This is a genomic window from Kitasatospora cinereorecta (assembly GCF_024172095.1).
Taxonomy (GTDB): domain Bacteria; phylum Actinomycetota; class Actinomycetes; order Streptomycetales; family Streptomycetaceae; genus Kitasatospora; species Kitasatospora cinereorecta.
Genome location: NZ_JAMZDX010000005.1, coordinates 362,214 through 380,664, shown reverse-complemented (window position 1 = coordinate 380,664; position 18,451 = coordinate 362,214). Strand labels below are relative to the sequence as shown.

The 18,451-nt window shown below is 74.1% G+C and carries 13 protein-coding genes and 1 riboswitch; of the genes, 8 read left to right on the top strand and 5 right to left on the bottom strand.

The features are described from left to right. Positions 1-3: 3 nt before the first annotated feature. Positions 4-1,551 (bottom strand): condensation domain-containing protein, encoded by a 1,548-nt coding sequence (locus FHR36_RS27325; protein WP_253801294.1) that lies wholly within the window; start codon positions 1,549-1,551, stop codon positions 4-6. Positions 1,552-1,780: 229 nt separating this feature from the next. On the opposite strand from FHR36_RS27325, the gene FHR36_RS27320 reads away from it, so the two are divergent. The 7 genes from FHR36_RS27320 to FHR36_RS27290 all read left to right on the top strand — a co-directional run bounded on the left by FHR36_RS27320 (position 1,781) and on the right by FHR36_RS27290 (position 12,763). Beyond that, positions 1,781-3,415 (top strand): class I adenylate-forming enzyme family protein, encoded by a 1,635-nt coding sequence (locus FHR36_RS27320; RefSeq protein WP_253801292.1) that lies wholly within the window; start codon positions 1,781-1,783, stop codon positions 3,413-3,415. Continuing rightward, a complete protein-coding gene (locus FHR36_RS27315; protein WP_253801290.1) occupies positions 3,402-6,485 on the top strand; it encodes a non-ribosomal peptide synthetase in 3,084 nt (1,027 codons plus the stop codon). Before FHR36_RS27320 ends, FHR36_RS27315 begins: the two co-directional genes overlap by 14 nt. Before the next feature lie 307 nt (positions 6,486-6,792). Continuing rightward, positions 6,793-8,091: an extracellular solute-binding protein gene (locus FHR36_RS27310; RefSeq protein ID WP_253801288.1), complete on the top strand. Its 1,299-nt coding sequence runs from the start codon at positions 6,793-6,795 to the stop codon at positions 8,089-8,091. A gap of 14 nt (positions 8,092-8,105) precedes the next feature. Then, entirely contained in the window at positions 8,106-9,128 is a 1,023-nt protein-coding gene (locus FHR36_RS27305) for a carbohydrate ABC transporter permease (RefSeq protein ID WP_253801286.1), read from the top strand. 3 nt (positions 9,129-9,131) lie between these two features. Then, positions 9,132-9,962 carry a sugar ABC transporter permease gene (locus FHR36_RS27300; protein ID WP_253801284.1) on the top strand — a complete coding sequence of 277 codons (831 nt, stop codon included), beginning with the start codon at positions 9,132-9,134 and terminating at the stop codon, positions 9,960-9,962. Between the two features lie 64 nt (positions 9,963-10,026). Further along, positions 10,027-11,718 (top strand): glycoside hydrolase family 13 protein, encoded by a 1,692-nt coding sequence (locus tag FHR36_RS27295; RefSeq protein WP_253801282.1) that lies wholly within the window; start codon positions 10,027-10,029, stop codon positions 11,716-11,718. A gap of 1 nt (position 11,719) precedes the next feature. Next, positions 11,720-12,763 carry a LacI family DNA-binding transcriptional regulator gene (locus tag FHR36_RS27290; RefSeq protein ID WP_253801280.1) on the top strand — a complete coding sequence of 348 codons (1,044 nt, stop codon included), beginning with the start codon at positions 11,720-11,722 and terminating at the stop codon, positions 12,761-12,763. A 61-nt stretch (positions 12,764-12,824) separates the two neighbouring features. Here the strand turns inward: FHR36_RS27290 and FHR36_RS27285 are convergent, their stop codons facing one another. Together FHR36_RS27285 and FHR36_RS27280 are read right to left on the bottom strand one after the other, a co-directional pair. Then, entirely contained in the window at positions 12,825-13,025 is a 201-nt protein-coding gene (locus tag FHR36_RS27285; RefSeq protein WP_253801278.1) for a hypothetical protein, read from the bottom strand. A gap of 93 nt (positions 13,026-13,118) precedes the next feature. Further along, the gene (locus tag FHR36_RS27280; protein ID WP_253801276.1) at positions 13,119-14,291 is read right to left on the bottom strand and encodes a transglycosylase family protein; all 1,173 of its coding nucleotides are present in this window, start codon (positions 14,289-14,291) and stop codon (positions 13,119-13,121) included. Next, positions 14,276-14,443, bottom strand: a riboswitch (cyclic di-AMP (ydaO/yuaA leader). It overlaps the preceding gene by 16 nt. A gap of 269 nt (positions 14,444-14,712) precedes the next feature. On the opposite strand from FHR36_RS27280, the gene FHR36_RS27275 reads away from it, so the two are divergent. Beyond that, entirely contained in the window at positions 14,713-16,848 is a 2,136-nt protein-coding gene (locus FHR36_RS27275; RefSeq protein WP_253801274.1) for a G8 domain-containing protein, read from the top strand. Here FHR36_RS27275 and FHR36_RS27270 read toward each other — a convergent pair. Together FHR36_RS27270 and FHR36_RS27265 are read right to left on the bottom strand one after the other, a co-directional pair. Then, entirely contained in the window at positions 16,811-17,269 is a 459-nt protein-coding gene (locus FHR36_RS27270; RefSeq protein WP_253801272.1) for a protein-tyrosine phosphatase family protein, read from the bottom strand. The genes FHR36_RS27275 and FHR36_RS27270 overlap by 38 nt on opposite strands. A 145-nt stretch (positions 17,270-17,414) precedes the next feature. Beyond that, complete coding sequence (locus tag FHR36_RS27265) at positions 17,415-18,311, bottom strand: sirohydrochlorin chelatase (RefSeq protein ID WP_253801270.1); 897 nt, start codon at positions 18,309-18,311, stop codon at positions 17,415-17,417. Positions 18,312-18,451: the final 140 nt, after the last annotated feature.

The window sequence follows — 18,451 nt, the reverse complement described above, 5'->3', positions numbered from 1 at the left end:
GCCTTACTCCTGCGCGGTGGCGGCGGCCTCGACCCGGGCCAGGAACGCGTCCGCCAGCCGGGCGGCGGTCTGCGGGTCGAAGGCGTGGTGGTTGTAGACGACGGCGGCGGCGAGCGAGCCGTCCGGCTGCTCCTCGACGATCAGTTCGGGGGTGCTGAGGTCGTCCTCGCCGCCGGGGGTGGGCCAGTCGAGCGTCTCCTGCTCGCGGGGCAGCGGGAACGGCTCGGAGCGCAGCCCCGGGAGGAACGGTCCGGTGCCCCAGGCCTCGTAGTGGATGCGGGCCGGGTGGGGCACCTGCCGGGCGGTCTCGTGGTAGGCGTGGAACTGGTGGTCGGCGGCGGCCAGCGCGGTGGTGCGGAAACGTTTCAGCACCTCGGCGAAGCCCGGCTCGCCCGAGACGTCGACCCGCAGCAGCAGCGACTGCACCAGGCAGCCGATCAGCGCGTCGTGCTCGGCGGCCGTCCGCCCGGGCACCGGGGACATCAGCACCAGGTCGGTGCGGCCGCTCCAGTCGGCGAGCACGCCGATCCAGCAGGCGGCCGCGGCCATGAAGCCGGTACCGCCGAGCGCCCGGGCCCGCAGGCGCAGCCGGTCGGCCAGGGCGGCGTCCACCGTGAAGGGGTGGCGGCGGCGGGAGAAGCGGTCGGTGCGGCGGCGGCCGGGGAAGGGCTCCAGGGCGCGCGGCGCACCGGCGAGTTCGGCGGTCCAGAACGGCCGGTTGCGCCGCCACCGCTCGGCCGTCCAGGCGCAGTAGCCGTCGTGGTCCAGCGGCAGCGGGCGCAGCGGCGAGCCGGCGCCGGTACGGAACGCCGAGTACAGCAGGCCCAGTTCGCGCAGCAGGACACCGAGCGACCAGCCGTCGAAGACGAAATGGTGGACGCTGAGCACCAATACGGCGTCGTCCGCGGCGAGGCGGATCACCAGCGCCCGGACCAGCGGGTCGCGGACCAGGTCGCCGACCCGGCCGCGCTCGGCCCGGGCAGCCTCGACGGCGGCGAGCTCGCGCTCCTCGGCGGTGGCGCCCGGGGCGTCGACCACGGCGAGGTCGGCGGGCAGGCGGTCGGCGGTCGCGACGGTGAGCCGGCCGTCCGCGTCGCGGGTGGGGACGGTCCGCAGCGGGGCGTGGCGGTCGGTGAGCGCGTCCAGGGCGCGGCGCAGCACCTCGGGGTCGAAGGGCTCGCGGATGCGGATCGCGGTGCAGATGGCGCCCGGGTCGCGCGGCGGCGTGGTGGCCGCCATCCAGTCCAGGAACTCGATCTGCTGGGTGGTCAGGGGAACGCCGGCCGGCGCGGTGGCGGCGGCCGGCCGGTCCATGTCCGCCGGAGCGGCGGTACGGGCCTCGATCCAGGCGGCCTGGCCGCGCAGGACCGGGCGGTCGAAGGCGAGGGTGGCGCCGGCCTCGACGCCGAAGGTCCGCTCGACCTGGGCGGCCAGCCGGGTGGCGCGGAAGGAGTCGCCGCCGAGGGCGAAGAAGTCGTCGCCGGGGGCGATGCGCGGTACGCCGAGCAGGCGCCGCCAGAGGGCGGCGAGAGCCAGTTCGGTGGGGGACAAGTCCGCGGATTCCGGGCCGACTTCCGTGGGGCCCTGGGGCGTTGACAGTGTCATCGGGCAGTCCGGGGTGGGTGGGCGGCCGGCGGGTTCCGGCGCATGCCAGTGAACTGTTACGCAAACGTTCCAGCCCCGCAAGAGCTTGCCGAAAGTTTCTGAAACGCCTTCCGTTTCCAGTTGAGGCGCTGTTACCTTCCCGGGAGCCCCCAGCTCACCGCGCACGGAGGACCCCATGCCGCGATCCGATCCGCCACTGACCGTGCCCGAACTCCTGGCGGCGAGGGCGGCCCGCGAACCCGAGCGCCCGGCCGTCCTCGACGCGGCCGGAACGACCCTCACCTTCGGTGCCTGGCACGCCCGTTCGCTCCGCCTCGCGCGCGCCCTGCGCGCCCGCGGCCTCCCGCCCGGCGGCCGGGTCGCCCTGCCCTGGGGCGAGGACTGGACCGGCTACGCGGTCGCCTTCTGCGCGGTCCTCGCGGCCGGCGGCGTCGCCGTCCCGCTCTCCGCCGCCCTGCCGGACCGTCAGGCCGCCGCCACCCTGCACCGGATCGGCGCCGCCGCCGTGCTCCACCCGGCCGGCCACGTCCCGCCCGCCGGTCCCTGGTGGACCGCCGATCCCGACACCCTCGCCGCCGTCGACGACACGGCCGAACTCCCGCCCGTCCGGGCCGGCGACCTCGCCCAGATCGTCTGCACCTCCGGCTCCACCGGCACGCCCAAGGAGGTCGCCGCCACCCACGGCAACCTCTGCCACGGCCACCGCACCGACCCCCGGCCGCGCCGCTACGCCCACTCCGAGGCGATGCTGCACGCCTTCCCGATCGGCACCAACGCCGCCCAGATGATGCTGATCGAGGCGCTCACCGCGCACCCGGCGCTGCTCTGCGCCGGCCGCTTCGACGCCGACGGGTTCTGCGCCCTGATCGAGCGCCACCGGGTCGGCACCGTCTTCCTGGTGCCCGCGACCGCCGCCGAACTGCTGCGCTCCGGCGCCGCCGACCGGTACGACCTGGGCGGCGTCCACCTGGTCAGCTCCTCGGCCGCCGCGCTGCCCCCGGCCGTCGCCCGCGGCCTCGCAGGCGCCTTCCCCCGGGCGGTGCTGGTCAACTACTACACCTCCACCGAGGCCGTGCCGGCCCAGGTCAGCATGATCGTCGACCCGGCCCGCCCCGACTCGCTCGGCCGCCCCGCCGACCCGCGCGACCTGCGGATCGCCGACCCCGACGGCCGCCCGCTGCCCCCCGGCGAGACCGGCGAGGTCTGGTTGCGCTCCGACGCCCCGCCCCGCCGCTACGCCGGCGACCCGGACGCCAGCGCCGCCGTCTTCCGCGACGGCTGGGTGCGGATGGGAGACCTCGGCCGGATCGACGCGAGCGGCCACCTGTGCCTGGTGGACCGGGAGAGCGACGTCATCAAGTCCGGTGCGCTGAAGGTCTCCACGCTGCGGATCGAGGCCGCGCTGCTGGAACACCCGGCCGTCGCCGAGGCCGCCGCCGTCGGCCTGCCGCACGCCGTGATGGGCGCCGTCCCCGCCGCCGTGATCCGCGCCGACCGGCCGCTCGACCTGGACGAGCTGCGCGACTTCCTCGCCGAACGCCTGGCCCGCCCCGAACTCCCGGTCCGGATCCTCCCGGTCGACCGCCTGCCGCGCACCGAGACCGGAAAGCCCGTCAAGCCGGAGATCCGTCGCCTGCTCCAGGCGCCGGCCGATGCCCGTCCTACCCCGGAGCCCACCCCGGAGCCCGCGCCGATCGACGACCCGTTCGCCCGGCCGTTCCTGGGCGCGCTCGGCCCGACGGACGCCTCCGCCCCCGAGCCCGACCCCTCCCACCCCCGCACGGAAGCGAGACCCGATGTACGGCAGTGACCCCGCCGCCGAGCGCGCCACCCCCGCGCAGAGCGGCATCTGGTTCACCGAGCGCCTCGGCGGCCTCGGCACCGTCTACTCCATGCCGTTCGCGGTCACCTTCCGCGGCCCGCTGGACGAGGCCGCCCTGCTGGCCGCCTGCCGGGCCGTGCTCGCCCGGCACCCGGTGCTGGGCACCGCCCTGCCCGAGCGCGACGGCCTGCCCGTCCCGGTCCGCTCCGCCGTGCCGCCCGTCCCGGCCGTGGTCGACCTCGTCGGCGACCCCGCGGACACCGCCGCGTGGGAGGAGGCCGAGATCCGCCGGCCGTTCGACCTCGAGCGCGGTCCGCTGATCCGCTGCACCCTGCTGCGCACCGCCCCCGACACCGCCCGGCTGCTGGTGGTCGCCCACCACCTGGTCTTCGACGGCCACTCCACCTCGGTCTTCCTCGCCGACCTGGCCGCCGCCTACGCCGGGCAGACGTTGCCACCGCTCCCCGCCGCCCCCGGCCCCGGCCCGGAGGAGCGGATCGCCGCCGCCCTGCCCGCCGCCCGCGCGTACTGGCAGGGCCTCGACACCGGGCCGGCGGAGGTCCGGCTGCCGGGTCTGCACGGCACCCCGAGACCGGCCGCTGCCGGCGCCGCGGTCGCCTTCACCCTGGACCCCGGGCTGCGCGACGCGATCGACCGCGCCTGCGCCGAGCTCGGCCTGACCGCGTTCCACTTCACCCTGGCCGGCTGGCTCGTCCTGCTGCGCCGGTACGGCAACCGGGCCCCGGTGGTCGGCGTCGACCTCGGCACCCGCGGCCGCGGCGACCGGGAGCGGATCGGCGTCCACGTCAACGAGCTGCCGGTGGCCTCCGCCCCGGACCTCGCCGCGAGCTTCCGCACGTACGCCCGCGCGCTGGTCGACACCCACGGGCTGCGCTCCGACCTGCCGGGCCTCTACCGCCATCGCGAGGTGCCGCTGGCCCGGGCCGCGGCCGGGGTGCGGCCCGGCGCCGCGCTGGCGCCGGTCACCCTCGGCTACCGCCGCCGCGGCGCCGCGCCGGTCTTCCCCGGCGTCACCGCCGAGATCGACTGGGCGCTGCCCAACCTGACCGCGCGCGGCGCGCTGCGGATCCACCTGGTGGACGGGCCCGAGGCGTGGCGGGTGATGCTGCAGTACGACCCCGAGGTGCTCGACCCGGCCGGCGCCGAGCGGATCGCCGCCCACTGGCGGACCCTCGCCCGCGCTCTCGCCGAGCACCCCGACACCCCGCTCGCCGCCCACCCGCTCGACCCCGCGGACACCGCCGCGGACGCGGACGCCGGTCCCGCCGGTGCGGCGCCCACCACGCTCACCGCGCTGGTCGAGGAGCAGGCCGCCCGCACCCCCGACGCGGTGGCGGTGGTGGAGGGCGGGCACGAGCTGAGCTACCGCGCGCTGCTGGCCGGCGTCCGGGAGCTGGCCGCCCGGCTGCCGGTCGGCCCCGGCGACCTGGTGGCGCTGCTCACCGAGCGCTCCGCCGCCACCCTGACCGCCCAGCTGGCGATCCTGCACCGGGGCGCGGCGTACCTGCCGATCGACCCGCACCAGCCGGCCGAGCGGCTGGCCGGGCTGCTGGCCGACGCCCGTCCGGCGCTGGTGGTCACCCGCCGCGAGCTGCGCGCCCGCGTCCCGGCCGGCGGTCCGCCCGTCCTGGAGCTGGACGGCGAGCCGGACGGCGACCGGCCCGAGCGGGCCCGGGACGGAGCGGAGCCTGCAGCGCCCGCCCCCGGTGACCGGGCGTACGTCCTCTACACCTCCGGCTCGACCGGCCGGCCCAAGGGCGTGGAGGTGGAGCACCGGGCGCTGGCGGCGCTGCTGCTGGCCTTCCGCGAGCGGCTGGGCGCGGGAGCGCACCACCGCTGGCTGGCCCTGACCGCACTGACCTTCGACATCGCCGCGCTGGAGCTGTTCCTGCCGCTGGTGAGCGGCGGCCGGGTGGTGATCGCGCCGCCCGCCGCGGTGAAGGACGGCCGGGACGCCGTTCGGCTGGTGCGGGAGCACGCCGTCACGCACGTCCAGGCGACGCCGTCCGGCTGGCAGCTGCTGCTGGAGGGCGGCCTGGACGAGCCGGGGCTGACCGCGCTGGCCGGCGGCGAGGCCCTGCCGCCCGCACTGGCCGCCGCGATCACGGCCCGGACCGGACGGCTGCTGAACGTGTACGGGCCGACCGAGACCACCGTCTGGTCGACCGCCGCCGACCTGGGCGCGGGAGAGCAGGGCATCGGCCGGCCGATCGCCGGCACCACCGTCCGGGTCCTGGACGAGGACGGCCTGCCGCTGCCGGACGGCCTGCCGGGGGAGCTGTGGATCGGCGGCGCCGGGGTGGCCCGCGGCTACCTGCACCGTCCGGGCCCGACCGCGGACCGCTTCCGCCCGGACCCGGCCGGCCCGCCCGGGGCGCGCCGCTACCGCACCGGCGACCTGGTCCGCCGCCGCCCGGACGGCGGCCTGGACTTCCTCGGCCGCCTCGACGGGCAGGTCAAGCTGCGCGGGCACCGGATCGAGCTCGGCGAGATCGAGGCCCGGCTGCTGGAGCATCCGCAGGTGGCCCGGGCGGCGGTCACCGCGGCGGGTGAGGGCCCGCTGCGGCGGCTGGTCGCCCACCTGGTGCCGGCGGGCGCCGAGGCGCCGCTGCCCGAGGCGCTGCGGGAGCACCTGGCCCGGACGCTGCCGGAGGTGATGGTGCCGGCGGTGTTCGTCCACCTCACCGAGCTGCCGCTGACCCCGAACGGCAAGGTCGACCGCCTGGCGCTGCAAGCCCGTGCGGAAAGCCCCGCAACGCCCGCTGACGTGCCCGCCGCCGCGCCCACGGCCGCTCCGGCGGGGCCGGTCGCGTCCGGGCCGCTGGCCGAGGTGGCGGCGATCTGGTGCGAGGTGCTGGGCCTGGACACGGTGGAGCCGGACGCCGACCTGTTCGACCTGGGCGGACATTCGCTCACCGTGGCGCAGATCGCGGCCCGGATCAGCGCCCGGCTGGGCGTGGACCTGCCCCTGCACGTGCTGTACGACGCCTCCACGGTGGCCCTGACGGCCGAGGCGGTGGTCACCTGGGGGCGCTGATCACCCGGCCCTCGCGATGCGGCCCGTCGTACCCTGTTCCCGCTGGTGGGAGCGGGTGCGGCGGGCCGTTCCTGTGGGGCAGCGGCGCGCCGGGAGGATGCGCTGCGGCAACCCTCAGGACACGTGGACGTAACGATCCCCATGGTTCTTGCAGAAACTTGCTGCAAGCTCTTTCACGGGTGGTTCCATCGCTGTTACGTTCCTCCCGAACCCGGAGGCGGGAGCACCGCAGCCGGGCCGAGTGGCCAAGTATGCGCCACCCCTCCCCTTCCTGGGCACCCACCCCCACCTTTCCCTAGGAGTTCACATGCGGCGTGGCATCGCGGCCTCCGCTCTCGTTGCGGCCCTTGCCGTCTCCATGGCGGCCTGTGGCAGCAGCGGCAGCACCAGCAACAACGGCGCCCCGGCGGCCGGCGCATCGGTCGACCCGGCCAAGGTCTCCGGCACCGTGACCTGGTGGGACACCTCGGACGCGAAGGCCGAGGCGCCGACGTACCAGAAGGTGATCGCGGACTTCCAGGCGAAGTACCCGAACGTCAAGGTGAACTACGTCAACGTTCCCTTCGACGGCGCCCAGAACAAGATCAAGAACGCCTTCTCGACCGGCACCGACGCCCCCGACGTCATCCGCTCCGAGGTCGCCTGGACCCCCGAGCTGGCCTCGCTGCACTACCTCGCCCCGCTCGACGGCACCCTGGCGCTGGACAAGGCGGACGACTTCCTGCCCAACCCGGTCGCCGCGACCAAGTACGAGGGCAAGACCTACGCCGTGCCGCAGGTCACCGACACCATGGCGCTCTTCTACAACAAGAAGATGTTCGCCGACGCCGGCATCGCCAAGGCGCCGGCCACCATCGACGAGCTGAAGGCCGACGCGGCCCAGATCAAGGCGAAGACCGGCAAGACCGGCATGTACCTGCGCGGCGACGACGCCTACTGGACCCTCTCCTTCCTGTACGGCGAGGGCGGCGACCTGGTGGACGCGGGCTCCAAGACCGTCACCGTCGACAACCCGGCCGGCGTCAAGGCCTTCAAGACCATGAAGGACCTGGTCGACTCGGGCGCCGCCAAGACCTCCGTCACCGACGGCTGGGCGAACATGATGTCGTCCTTCCAGTCCGGCGACACCGCCATGATGATCAACGGCCCGTGGGCGCTGGCGACCGTCAACAAGGGCGGCGACGCCTTCGCCGACAAGGCCAACCTCGGCATCGCCGTGGTCCCGGCCGGCAGCGGCGGCCAGGGCGCCCCGCAGGGCGGCCACTCCTACGCGGTGTACGCGGGCAGCAAGAACGTCCCCGCCTCGGAGCTGTTCGTCCAGTACATGGCCTCCGCCGAGGTCCAGGCCACGCTGACCAAGGAGCTCGGCGTCCTGCCGACCCGCAAGTCGGTCTACGCCCAGCCGGACGTCGCCTCCATCGACAGCGTCAAGTTCTTCAAGGACGCCGTCGACAAGGCCCACCAGCGCCCGTGGATCCCGGAGGGCGGCACCCTGTTCGCCCCGCTGGTGACCGAGTACACCGCGATGCTCTCCGGCAAGGAGACCCCGGAGCAGGCCGCCAAGAACACCGGCGACGCCTACCGCAAGAACCTGGGCTGGAAGTAAGGAAGTAGTCGGGCATGGCTGTGGACACCACCACCAGCCAGCCGACGGCAACGGCCGCGGGCGGGGACACCCCCGCCCGCGGTCCCCGCCGCACGGCCGGCACCCCCGGGCGACTGCGCCTGGCACTCGGCAAGCACTGGTACGCCTGGACCCTGGTGGCGCCGGTCGTCATCGTCATCGCGGTTCTCGTCGGCTACCCCTTGGTGCAGGGTCTCTACCTCTCCACCACGGACGCCAACGACAAGAACTCCGAGAAGCAGATCGGCGACTTTCTGCACATCCCGGCCAGCTACAAGAACGTCGGGCTGAGCAACTACACCGACATCCTGTTCGGCGCCCACACCAACTTCTGGGCCCGGCTGGGCTGGACGGTCACCTGGACGGTCTCCTGCGTCGCCGTCTCGTTCGTGATCGGCCTGACCCTGGCCATCATGCTGAACCGCAAGGTCCGCGGCCGCTCGGTCTACCGCACCCTGCTGATCCTGCCGTGGGCCGTACCGGCCTTCGTCTCCACGTTCAGCTGGCGCTTCATCATGAACAACGACCGGGGCTTCCTGAACCACGCGCTCCAGGCGCTGGGCCTGCCGACCTTCGACTGGCTCAACGACCCCACCATGGCCCAGATCTCGGTCGTCATGGTGAACGTGTGGCTCGCCTTCCCGTTCGTCATGGTCGCCGTCCTCGGCGGCCTGCAGTCCATCCCCGGCGAGCTCTACGAGGCCGCCGAGATGGACGGCGCCAACGCCTGGCAGCAGTTCTGGAACATCACCCTGCCCGCACTGCGCCCGATCAGCTCCACCGTGATCCTGCTCAGCACGATCTGGACCTTCAACATGTTCCCGGTCATCTTCCTGCTGACCAACGGCGGACCCGGCGACGAGACCCAGCTGCTCGTCACCGCCGCCTACCAGAAGGCCTTCACCGGCCTGCGCCAGTTCGGCGAGTCCTCCGCCTGGGGCGTGCTCATCCTGTTGATCCTCGTGGTGTTCGCCGTGGTCTACCGGCGCTCGCTGCGCAAGCAAGGCGAGGTGTGGTGACCCGTGGCACGATCTGAGAAGCGCTCGCTCGGCGCCTCCCTCGCCCTGCACGCGGGCCTCGGCGGCGCGGCCCTGATCGCGGTCTTCCCGGTCCTGTGGGTCTTCCTGACCTCGCTCAAGCCGGCCGGCCGCGAGACCAGCTCCGCGTTCTTCGACCACCCGTCGTTCGCCGCCTACGGCGAACTGCTGTCGAAGACCAAGTTCCTCACCTGGTTCGGCAACACCGTGCTGATCGCCGGGTTCACCACCGTGCTCGGCGTCTTCCTGGCCGCCACCACCGGGTACGCGGTCAGCCGCTTCCGCTTCCCCGGCATGCGCCCGCTGATGTGGACCCTGCTGGTCACCCAGATGTTCCCGGTGGCGATCCTGATCGTCCCGATCTACCAGCTGCTCGGCAAGTTCCACCTGCTCAACCAGCCGCTCGGCCTGATCCTCACCTACATGACGATCTCGGTGCCGTTCTGCGCCTGGACCATGAAGGGCTACTTCGACACGATCTCCAGCGAGATCGACGAGGCGGGCCGGATCGACGGGCTCAACCCCTTCGGCACCTTCTGGCGCCTGATCCTCCCGCTGGCCCGGCCGGGCCTGGCGGTGACCGCCTTCTACTCCTTCATCACGGCCTGGGGCGAGGTCGCCTACGCCTCCCAGTTCATGACCGGCCTGGACAAGATGACGCTCGCCGGAGGCCTGCAGACCTTCGTCAACCAGTACACCCAGAACTGGTCGATGATGTCGACCGCCTCCGTGCTGATCGCCATCCCCGCGGCCGTCGTCTTCGTCCTGGTGCAGCGCCACCTGGTGGCCGGCCAGACCGCCGGCTCCATCAAGTAGCCCCGCCCGACCTCGCGCCACTGCCTCGCGCCACCGCTTCCTACGTCCCCGAGGGATACCGCCCATGACCCAGAACCTGACCGAGACCAGCCGGCCCGCCGCGACCCCCGCTGCGTCCAGAGACTGGTGGCGGGACGCGGTCATCTACCAGGTGTACCCGCGCAGCTTCGCGGACGGCAACGGCGACGGCATGGGCGACCTGCCGGGCATCCGCAGCCGCCTGCCGTACCTGCGCGACCTGGGCGTGGACGCCGTCTGGCTCTCCCCCTTCTACGCCTCCCCGCAGGCCGACGCCGGCTACGACGTCGCCGACTACCGCGCCGTCGACCCGATGTTCGGCACCCTGCTGGACGCCGACGGCCTGATCCGCGACGCCCACGACCTGGGCCTGCGGATCATCGTCGACCTGGTCCCCAACCACTCCTCCGACCAGCACGAGTGGTTCCAGCGCGCGCTGCGCGAGGGCCCCGGCTCTCCGCTGCGCGACCGCTACCACTTCCGCGCCGGCAAGGGCGAGAGCGGCGAACTGCCGCCCAACGACTGGGAGTCCATCTTCGGCGGCCCGGCCTGGACCCGGACCGAGAACCCCGACGGCACCCCGGGCGACTGGTACCTCCACCTCTTCGCCCCCGAGCAGCCCGACTTCAACTGGGAGAACCAGGCCGTCGCCGACGAGTTCCGCTCGATCCTGCGGTTCTGGCTCGACATGGGCGTGGACGGCTTCCGCATCGACGTCGCCCACGGCATGGTCAAGGCCCCCGGCCTGCCCGACATCGGCGGCCACGACCAGCTCAAGCTGCTCGGCAACGACGTCATGCCGTTCTTCGACCAGGACGGCGTGCACGCCATCTACCGCAGCTGGCGCAAGATCCTCGACGAGTACCCCGGCGAGCGGATCGGCGTCGCCGAGGCCTGGACCCCGACCGTCCAGCGGACCGCCAACTACGTCCGCCCCGACGAGCTGCACCAGGCCTTCAACTTCCAGTACCTCGGCACCTCCTGGGACGCCGCCGAGCTGCGCGAGGTGATCGACCTGTCGCTCGACTCGATGCGCCCGGTCGAGGCCCCCACCACCTGGGTGCTCTCCAACCACGACGTCACCCGGCACGCCACCCGCTTCGCCAACCCGCCGGGCCTCGGCACCCAGCTGCGCACCCCCGGCGACCGCGAGCTCGGCCTGCGCCGCGCCCGCGCCGCCACCCTGCTGATGCTCGCCCTGCCCGGCTCGGCCTACGTCTACCAGGGCGAGGAGCTCGGCCTGCCCGACGTCACCGACCTGCCCGACGAGGTCCGCCAGGACCCGTCCTTCTTCCGCCAGGCCGGCCAGGACGGCTACCGCGACGGCTGCCGGGTCCCGATCCCGTGGTCCGGCACCGAGGCCCCGTACGGCTTCGGCCCGAACCCCGGCGGCCCGAGCTGGCTGCCGCAGCCCGCGGAGTGGGCGCAGCTGAGCGTCGAGGTCCAGACCGGCGACCCGACCTCCACGCTGGAGCTCTACCGCTCGGCCCTCGCGGTCCGCCGCGAGCACCCCGCGCTGGGCGCGGGCGAGGCGGTGGCCTGGCTGGAGGCGCCCGAGGGCGTGCTGGCTTTCCGCCGGGAGAGCGCGGCCGGATCGTTCGTCTGCACCGTGAACACCACGGGGGAGCCTGTCCGGATACCGGCCCCCGGCCGTATCCTGCTGTCCTCCACCGAGGCTGTCGCGGTGGAGGGGGAGACCGTGATTCCGGCGGACAGCACCATCTGGTGGGCGGTCTGACATGGTTGCAATAGGCTCTGGGATCGTGACTACGGCGCGACTCTCCGACATCGCGGCGCAGGCGGGGGTCAGTGAAGCCACCGTCAGCCGCGTGCTCAACGGCAAGGCAGGCGTCTCCGCGACCACGCGGCAGACCGTCCTCGCCGCCCTCGACGTGCTCGGCTACGAGCGGCCGACCAGGCTGCGCCAGCGCAGCGCCGGCCTGATCGGTCTGATCACCCCGGAGCTGAGCAACCCCATCTTCCCGGCGCTCGCCCAGGTGATCGAGCAGGTGCTCAGCCGGCACGGCTTCACGCCCGTGCTGTGCACCCAGACGCCCGGCGGGTCCACCGAGGACGAACTGGTCGAGATGCTGGTCGAACGCGGTGTCGCCGGCATCGTGTTCGTCTCCGGCCTGCACGCGGACACCACCGCCGACCACGACCGGTACGCCAAACTCACCGGCCGGCAGGTGCCGTTCGTCCTGATCAACGGCTTCAGCGAGCGGATCGCCGCCCCCTTCATCTCGCCCGACGACCGGGCCGCGATGTGGATGGCGGTCCAGCACCTCACCGAGCTCGGCCACGAGCGGATCGGTCTCGCGGTCGGCCAGAAGCGCTACGTCCCGGTGCTGCGCAAGATCGAGGGCTTCACCGCGGCCGTCCAGCAACTCCTCGGCCGTACCCCGGAGGAGGCCGCCGACCTGGTCCACCACACGCTGTTCAGCGTGGAGGGCGGGCACGCGGCGGCGGGCGCCCTGCTCGACAAGGGCTGCACCGCGATCGTCTGCGGCAGCGACATGATGGCGCTCGGCGCGATCCGGGCGGTGCGCCAGCGCGGCCTGTCCGTCCCGCAGGACGTCTCGGTGGTCGGGTTCGACGACTCGCCGCTGATAGCGTTCACCGAGCCGCCGCTGACCACCATCCGCCAGCCGGTCGAGGCGATGGCCACCGCGGCGGTCGACGCCCTCCTGGAGGAGGTCGGCGGCAACGCGGGCCAGCGCTCCGAGTTCATGTTCCAGCCGGAGCTCGTCATGCGCGGCTCCACCGGCGCAAACCCGCGCTGACCGCACGCACACCGAAGGCCCCCGGGGATCTGCTCCCCGGGGGCCTTCGGTGCGTCCGGGGTCAGCCCTCCTCGGCGATGGCGTCGGGGCGGCGCAGGCGCTCGGCGTCGCTCGCGTCCCCGGTGCGGGCCTCGGTGCGGCGGCGGGTGGCCAGGTAGTCGTGGACCAGGAGTTCGACCGCCTCCTGCGGGCTCTTCGTGCCCGACAGCAGCATCGTCTCGATGGCGAGGTCGGCGTCGAGGCTGATGGTCACCTTGCTCATGCGGGCTCCTCCGGACGGCTCGGATGCCCGCAGAATACGACGCCGCCCCCGGAGCCGACCAGGCTCTCCGGGGGCGGCGTGCGCTCGGGGCGGTCAGACGCGACCGGCGAAGTCCGGGGCCCAGTCCGCGACGGCCATGACCCGCACACCGGCGCGCGGGTTGGCGGCCTCGACGTACTTGCCGTCACCGATGTACATGGCGACGTGGTGCACGCCGGAGTTGGCGCCGTTGCTCGACCAGAACAGCAGGTCGCCCGGCTGCAGGTTGTCGAGCGAGACGCGGGTGGAGTAGTCGGCCTGGTCCGCGGCGACCCGCGGCAGGGAGATGCCGACCTGGCGGAACGCGGCCTGGGTGAGGCCGGAGCAGTCCCAGCCGCCGTTGCCGGTGCCGCCGTAGATGTAGGCCTGACCCACCTTGGACAGCGCGAAGTTGACCGCGGCGGCCTTGGACCCGGTGACCGCCTTGGCGGCCGTGGTGGAGGCCTTGGCGGCGGCGGGCTTCGGCGCGGCCGGGGCGGAGCGGCGCCCGGTGTTCCAGGACGACGGGGTGGTCGCCGGGGCGCTCTGCGGCGCCGCGGTGGCCACGTTGCCCAGGGCCAGCTTCTGGCCCGGGTAGATCATGTCCGGGCCCTCGGTGAGGACGGACTTGTTCAGCTCGTACAGCTTCTGCCAGCCGCCGTCCACGTGGTGGCTCTGGGCGATGGTGGACAGCCAGTCGCCGGCCTGGACCGTGTAGGTCTCGGCGGCGGCCGGGGCGGCCTGCTGCGGGGCGCTCTGCTGGGGAGCGGCCTGCTGCGGGGCGGCGTGACGGGGGGCGCTCTGCTGGGGGGCGGCGGCGGCCGGCTTCGCCGCGGCGGCACCGGTGTCGACCTGGGCGGGGGCGCCGCCCTTGGTCAGGCCGGCCTTGACCGAGCAGACCGGCCAGGCGCCGGGGCCCTGGTCGGCGAGCACCTTCTCGGCGACCGAGATCTGCTGCGCCTTGGTGGCCTGGTTGGCCTGCGGGGCGTAGGAGTGACCGCCGTAGGCGGCCCAGGTGCTGGAGGTGAACTGGAGGCCACCGTAGAAGCCGTTGCCGGTGTTGATGCTCCAGTCGCCGCTGGACTCGCACTGGGCGACCTTGTCCCAGGTGGAGACGGGGGCGGCGTTGGCGGTGCCCGAGAGCAGGCAGGGGATCGAGAGGCCGAGGCCGACCACACCGGTGGCGGCGACGACGCGACGGGCGCGCTTGGCGTTGATGGGCAGCATGAAGATGCGTTCCTCTCCCACGCCTGCGAGGTGAGCTGTCGGATTCGGGCTGGAGTTGCCCGGCCGTGCGCGTGCACGGCTTCACCCCTAGCCCGGGAAAGGCCGATCGGCCATTCTCCCGGGCGACTTACCTGGGTCCCCCGCCCCTGCCGTGGTGCTGGTGCGTGTGCCTGCGCACCCGGCGGCAGGACTCGGCGTTCCGGGTGGGCTGGGTCCGTGTGACCACGAACGTGGGCAGGAGGTTAAGCAGGTTGAAGTTCAAACTGCAAATACGTGTGATGCGGGTCACGTGATGATGTGATCGGGCTCGGATGATCGAAAGTGATGGCTTTCGGACAAAGCCCTTGAGCCGAAAGGGGCCTGCCTATGCTTCAGGAATCGGCGCCGATTGCGGAGGCCGGGGGAGGGGCTGCCGATCATGGAGCCTGACGAGAAGCCATTCATGGTGCACGAACCATTTGAATCGCCCAACTCGCCCGAACTGTCCGGTTCGTCGCGAAACGACCCCTCACCCCCCGAGCCGTCGGGGCGCCGCCGTCCGGCCGTCGGCCGCCGTCGGCTGCTCGGCTGGCTCGCCGCCGGCGCGGTGGTGGCCGTGGTCGGCGAGGAGGGGCTCCGCCGCGCCCTGGCCGGGGCCGGCGCACCCGCCCCGGCCGCCCCCGCGACGGAAGCCGCCCCCGGCCGCACCGCGCCGCCCCCGCCTGCTCCGTCGCAGCGGCCGGTGGTCGACGAGAGCGGCCGGCACTGGTCCGACTCGGCCGGCTGGGGCGGCGCGGTGCCCGGTCCGGCGAGCGCGGTCCGGATCACCGACCGGGTCCTGCTCGACACCGACGCCGCGGTCGGCTCGCTGCTGATCGAGCCGACCGGCTCGCTGGTCTTCGCCCGCGACCGCACCCTCACCCTGGCCGCCGCCGGCAACGTGGAGGTCCGAGGGGTCCTCGCGCTCGCCCCCGCCGACGGCGCCGCCGTGCACACCCTGCGGTTCCCGGCGGTGGACGAGCGGCGCTTCCGGGGTGGCGGCATGTCCGTCGTCGACTCCGACACCGGCCTGTGGGTGACCGGCACCGGGTACCTCCGACTGGACGGCGCCGCCAAGACCGCCTGGGTCCGCGCCGCCGCCGACCTCGAACCGGGCGAAACCACCATCAAGCTGACATCTGCCCCCGAAGGATGGCAGATCGGCGACGAGCTGGCGGTCACCCCGACCGGCACCCCCGACACCGACGGCTTCTCCGCCGCGTACGACCTCGCCACCGTCCGGGCGATCGACGGAGCCACCGTCACCCTGGACGCCGCGCTGCAGCACGCCCACCCCCGGGTCGCCCTCGGCGCCGGGCCGACCCTCGGCGCCGAGGTGCTCAACCTGAGCCGCACCGTGCGGGTCGAGGGCACCGACCGGGGCCGCGCCCACGTGCACATCACCAGCACCCGGCCGCCGGACCTGCGGCACGCCGCGCTGCGCTGGCTCGGACCGCGCTCGGCCGGCAGCGAGACGTGGAACGGACAGCCCGTCACCCAGCCCGTGCTCGGCCGGTACGGTCTGCACTTCCACATGCTGGCGGACGCCTCGCGCTCCACCGTGGTGGAGGGGGTGGTGGTCCGCGACGCCGGCAACCACGCCTTCGTCCCGCACGCCAGTCACGGCATCACCTTCCGCTCCTGCATCAGCCACGAGACCTGGGAGGACGCCTACTGGTGGGACGGGCCGGTGGACACCCGTACCCCGCAGGTACCCTCCGACGACATCGTCTACGACTCCTGCGTCGCCTCCCGCACCGTCTTCGAACCCAACCCGCGCGCCTACCGCCTGACGGGCTTCAGCCTCGGGGCGGGCACCGGATCGATCGCCCGGGACTGCGTCGCCGTCGGCGTCCAGGGCGCGACCGGCGCCTCCGGCTACGAGTGGCCGGAGGCCAGCGAGGGTGTCTGGACCTTCGAACGCTGCCTGGCCCACAACAACCTCCAGGACGGCATCTTCGTCTGGCTCAACGCCCAACACCACCACACCGTCACCCAGTTCGCCGCCTACCACAACGGCGGCTGGGGCATCGAGCACGGCGCCTACCTGAACGACTTCGACTACACCGCGAGCGTGCTGCACGGCAACGCCGCCGGGGGAGTGGCGGTGCACGCCCTCGGCCGGGACCGGGGCACCGTCTTCGACGGCCTGCTGATCGACGCGGCCGGACAGTCCGACTACGCCGTCGTCACCCTCAAGCACCAGCTCGCCGGGGAGACCGTGACGGTCAGCCGCAGCCGGCTGACCGGCTACCGCAAGGCCGGGGTGGCGTTCCGTGCCACCACCGACGGGAAGCCGGACGACATCGCCGTCCTGGACTGCGAGTTCAGCGGGAACGAGGTCTGGCTCGACCCCGAGTCGCCGCCGCCCGCCCGCATCGTGGTCCGCCCGCAGGGCCGGCCCGCCGTCCAGCTGACCAAGCCGGGCAACGGCGCCGCACCGGCCCCGCAGTGGAACGCGAGCACCGCCCCGGCGAACGTCGCGACGGCCCCGCGGCCGCTCGCCCTGCCCCGGCTCGCGTTCAACGACGCGGCGACCCGGACGACCCGGGTGGGCTGAACCGGGCGGCGTACCGGCGCTGCCACGGGGTCTCGACGGCGCGCGGGTGGTAGTGCCGGCGGACGTACGCGACCGCCTCGTGCCCCGGTACGCCGTCCAGCACGGCCAGGCAGGCGAGCGCCGTGCCGGTGCGGCCGCGGCCGCCCGCGCAGGCCACCTCGACCCGCTGCGACGCGGCCCGCCGCCACAGCTCGGCCAGCGCCTCGGCGGCCTCGGCCGGCTCGGCGGGCAGCCGGAAGTCCGGCCAGCGCAGCCACCGGGCGTCCCACGGCGCCGCCGGCGGCCGGCGACCCAAGAGGTACAGCCCGAACTCCGGCACCGGCCCCGGCGGCAGCGGCCGACCGAGCCCGCGCCCCCGTACCAGCCGCCCGGACGGCAGCCGCAGCACGCCCTCGGCGGCGAGGTCCCAGGCGGCGTTCATCGGCGGCTCCCGGGGCGCTGGGAGGCGCTGTGCGCGGTGGTGACGGATGGTCGAGCCACCGACTGCCGTACGCGGGCGGCGGGACGCGACACGGCGACGGGCCGCTCGGTGGGAGCGGCCCGTCGCCGTGTCGGTGCGGGTGGTGTCACTCCGCCGCGGGTGCCTGCTCCTCCGCCTGCTCGGCGGCGGCCGCCTCCGCCTCGGCCTCGGCCTGGAAGACGTGGGCCGGCAGCGCGGCGAGGTAGGTGGAGGCGATCAGCTGGCCGATGGTCGGGTAGGCGCCGAGCGGGGCGGCGCTGGGGCAGCCGGTCTCCTCGGCGGCGGTGGCGAGCAGCTCGGAGTCGGCCTCGGGGCCGACGACGAGCGGCGCGAGCGCGGGGCGCTCGGAGCCGGTGGCCTTGAGGTGGTCGACGGCCGCGGCGACGGAGCCGGGGACGTCCAGGGCGGCGGCGACGACTGGCACGGCGAGCCGTGCGGCGAGCAGCACACCGGTGATGCCGGCGGCCGCGGCGGCGTCCTCGCCGCCCACGGTTGTCAGCACCACGCCGTCGGCGGCGGTGGTGATGGCGAAGAGCCGGGCGCGGTCGGCGCGGGCCAGGCCGGCCTCGGAGAGCCGCACGTGCACGGCCTCGGCCAGCAGCGGGTGCGGGCCGAGCGGGTCGGTGACGGAGGCGCCGGCCTCGCCGGCGATCCGGTGGAGGTCGTCCAGGTAGCCGTGCGGGCCGGTCAGCAGCGGGACGACGACCGGGGCCGGCATGCCGAGCTCGGCGGCCTGCGCGAGCAGGCCGGGGACGGTGAGGGCGTCCTCGCCGTCGAGGTAGCCGGCCGCCATCTCGATGCCCGGCTGCTCGCCGCGGACGATGGAGAGCAGTTCGTCCACGACCGGGCGGGACTCGGGCCCGGCGGTGGCCGGGACGGCCAGCACGAGGGCGGGCGAGCCGGCCGGGATCTCGGGGCGCTCGGGACGGCGGTGGCGCCCCCGCGCACGGGAGCCTGGCGTACGGACGGGCAGTGGCGCGCCCGGGATGGCTGCGGTGCTCATGGCGGAGATCGTAGGACATCCGGGCGCCGTAGCTGCAGCCGGATGCCAGGACTGGACAATTCGGCGCCCCGGGAGTGATGCGGCTCACACTGTCCGGGGGTGACTGGCTGTGAAGCTGCGGAGGGTCATGGAAGATCGAC

Bases quoted from the DNA above. Each gene is read 5' to 3' on its own strand.
- FHR36_RS27310 (WP_253801288.1), top strand. From the start codon at position 6,793: ATGCGGCGTGGCATCGCGGCCTCCGCTCTCGTTGCGGCCCTTGCCGTC.
- FHR36_RS27315 (WP_253801290.1), top strand. From the start codon at position 3,402: ATGTACGGCAGTGACCCCGCCGCCGAGCGCGCCACCCCCGCGCAGAGC.
- FHR36_RS27270 (WP_253801272.1), bottom strand. From the start codon at position 17,269: ATGAACGCCGCCTGGGACCTCGCCGCCGAGGGCGTGCTGCGGCTGCCG.
- FHR36_RS27275 (WP_253801274.1), top strand. From the start codon at position 14,713: ATGGTGCACGAACCATTTGAATCGCCCAACTCGCCCGAACTGTCCGGT.
- FHR36_RS27290 (WP_253801280.1), top strand. From the start codon at position 11,720: ATGGTTGCAATAGGCTCTGGGATCGTGACTACGGCGCGACTCTCCGAC.
- FHR36_RS27295 (WP_253801282.1), top strand. From the start codon at position 10,027: ATGACCCAGAACCTGACCGAGACCAGCCGGCCCGCCGCGACCCCCGCT.
- FHR36_RS27265 (WP_253801270.1), bottom strand. From the start codon at position 18,311: ATGAGCACCGCAGCCATCCCGGGCGCGCCACTGCCCGTCCGTACGCCA.
- FHR36_RS27305 (WP_253801286.1), top strand. From the start codon at position 8,106: ATGGCTGTGGACACCACCACCAGCCAGCCGACGGCAACGGCCGCGGGC.
- FHR36_RS27285 (WP_253801278.1), bottom strand. From the start codon at position 13,025: ATGAGCAAGGTGACCATCAGCCTCGACGCCGACCTCGCCATCGAGACG.
- FHR36_RS27320 (WP_253801292.1), top strand. From the start codon at position 1,781: ATGCCGCGATCCGATCCGCCACTGACCGTGCCCGAACTCCTGGCGGCG.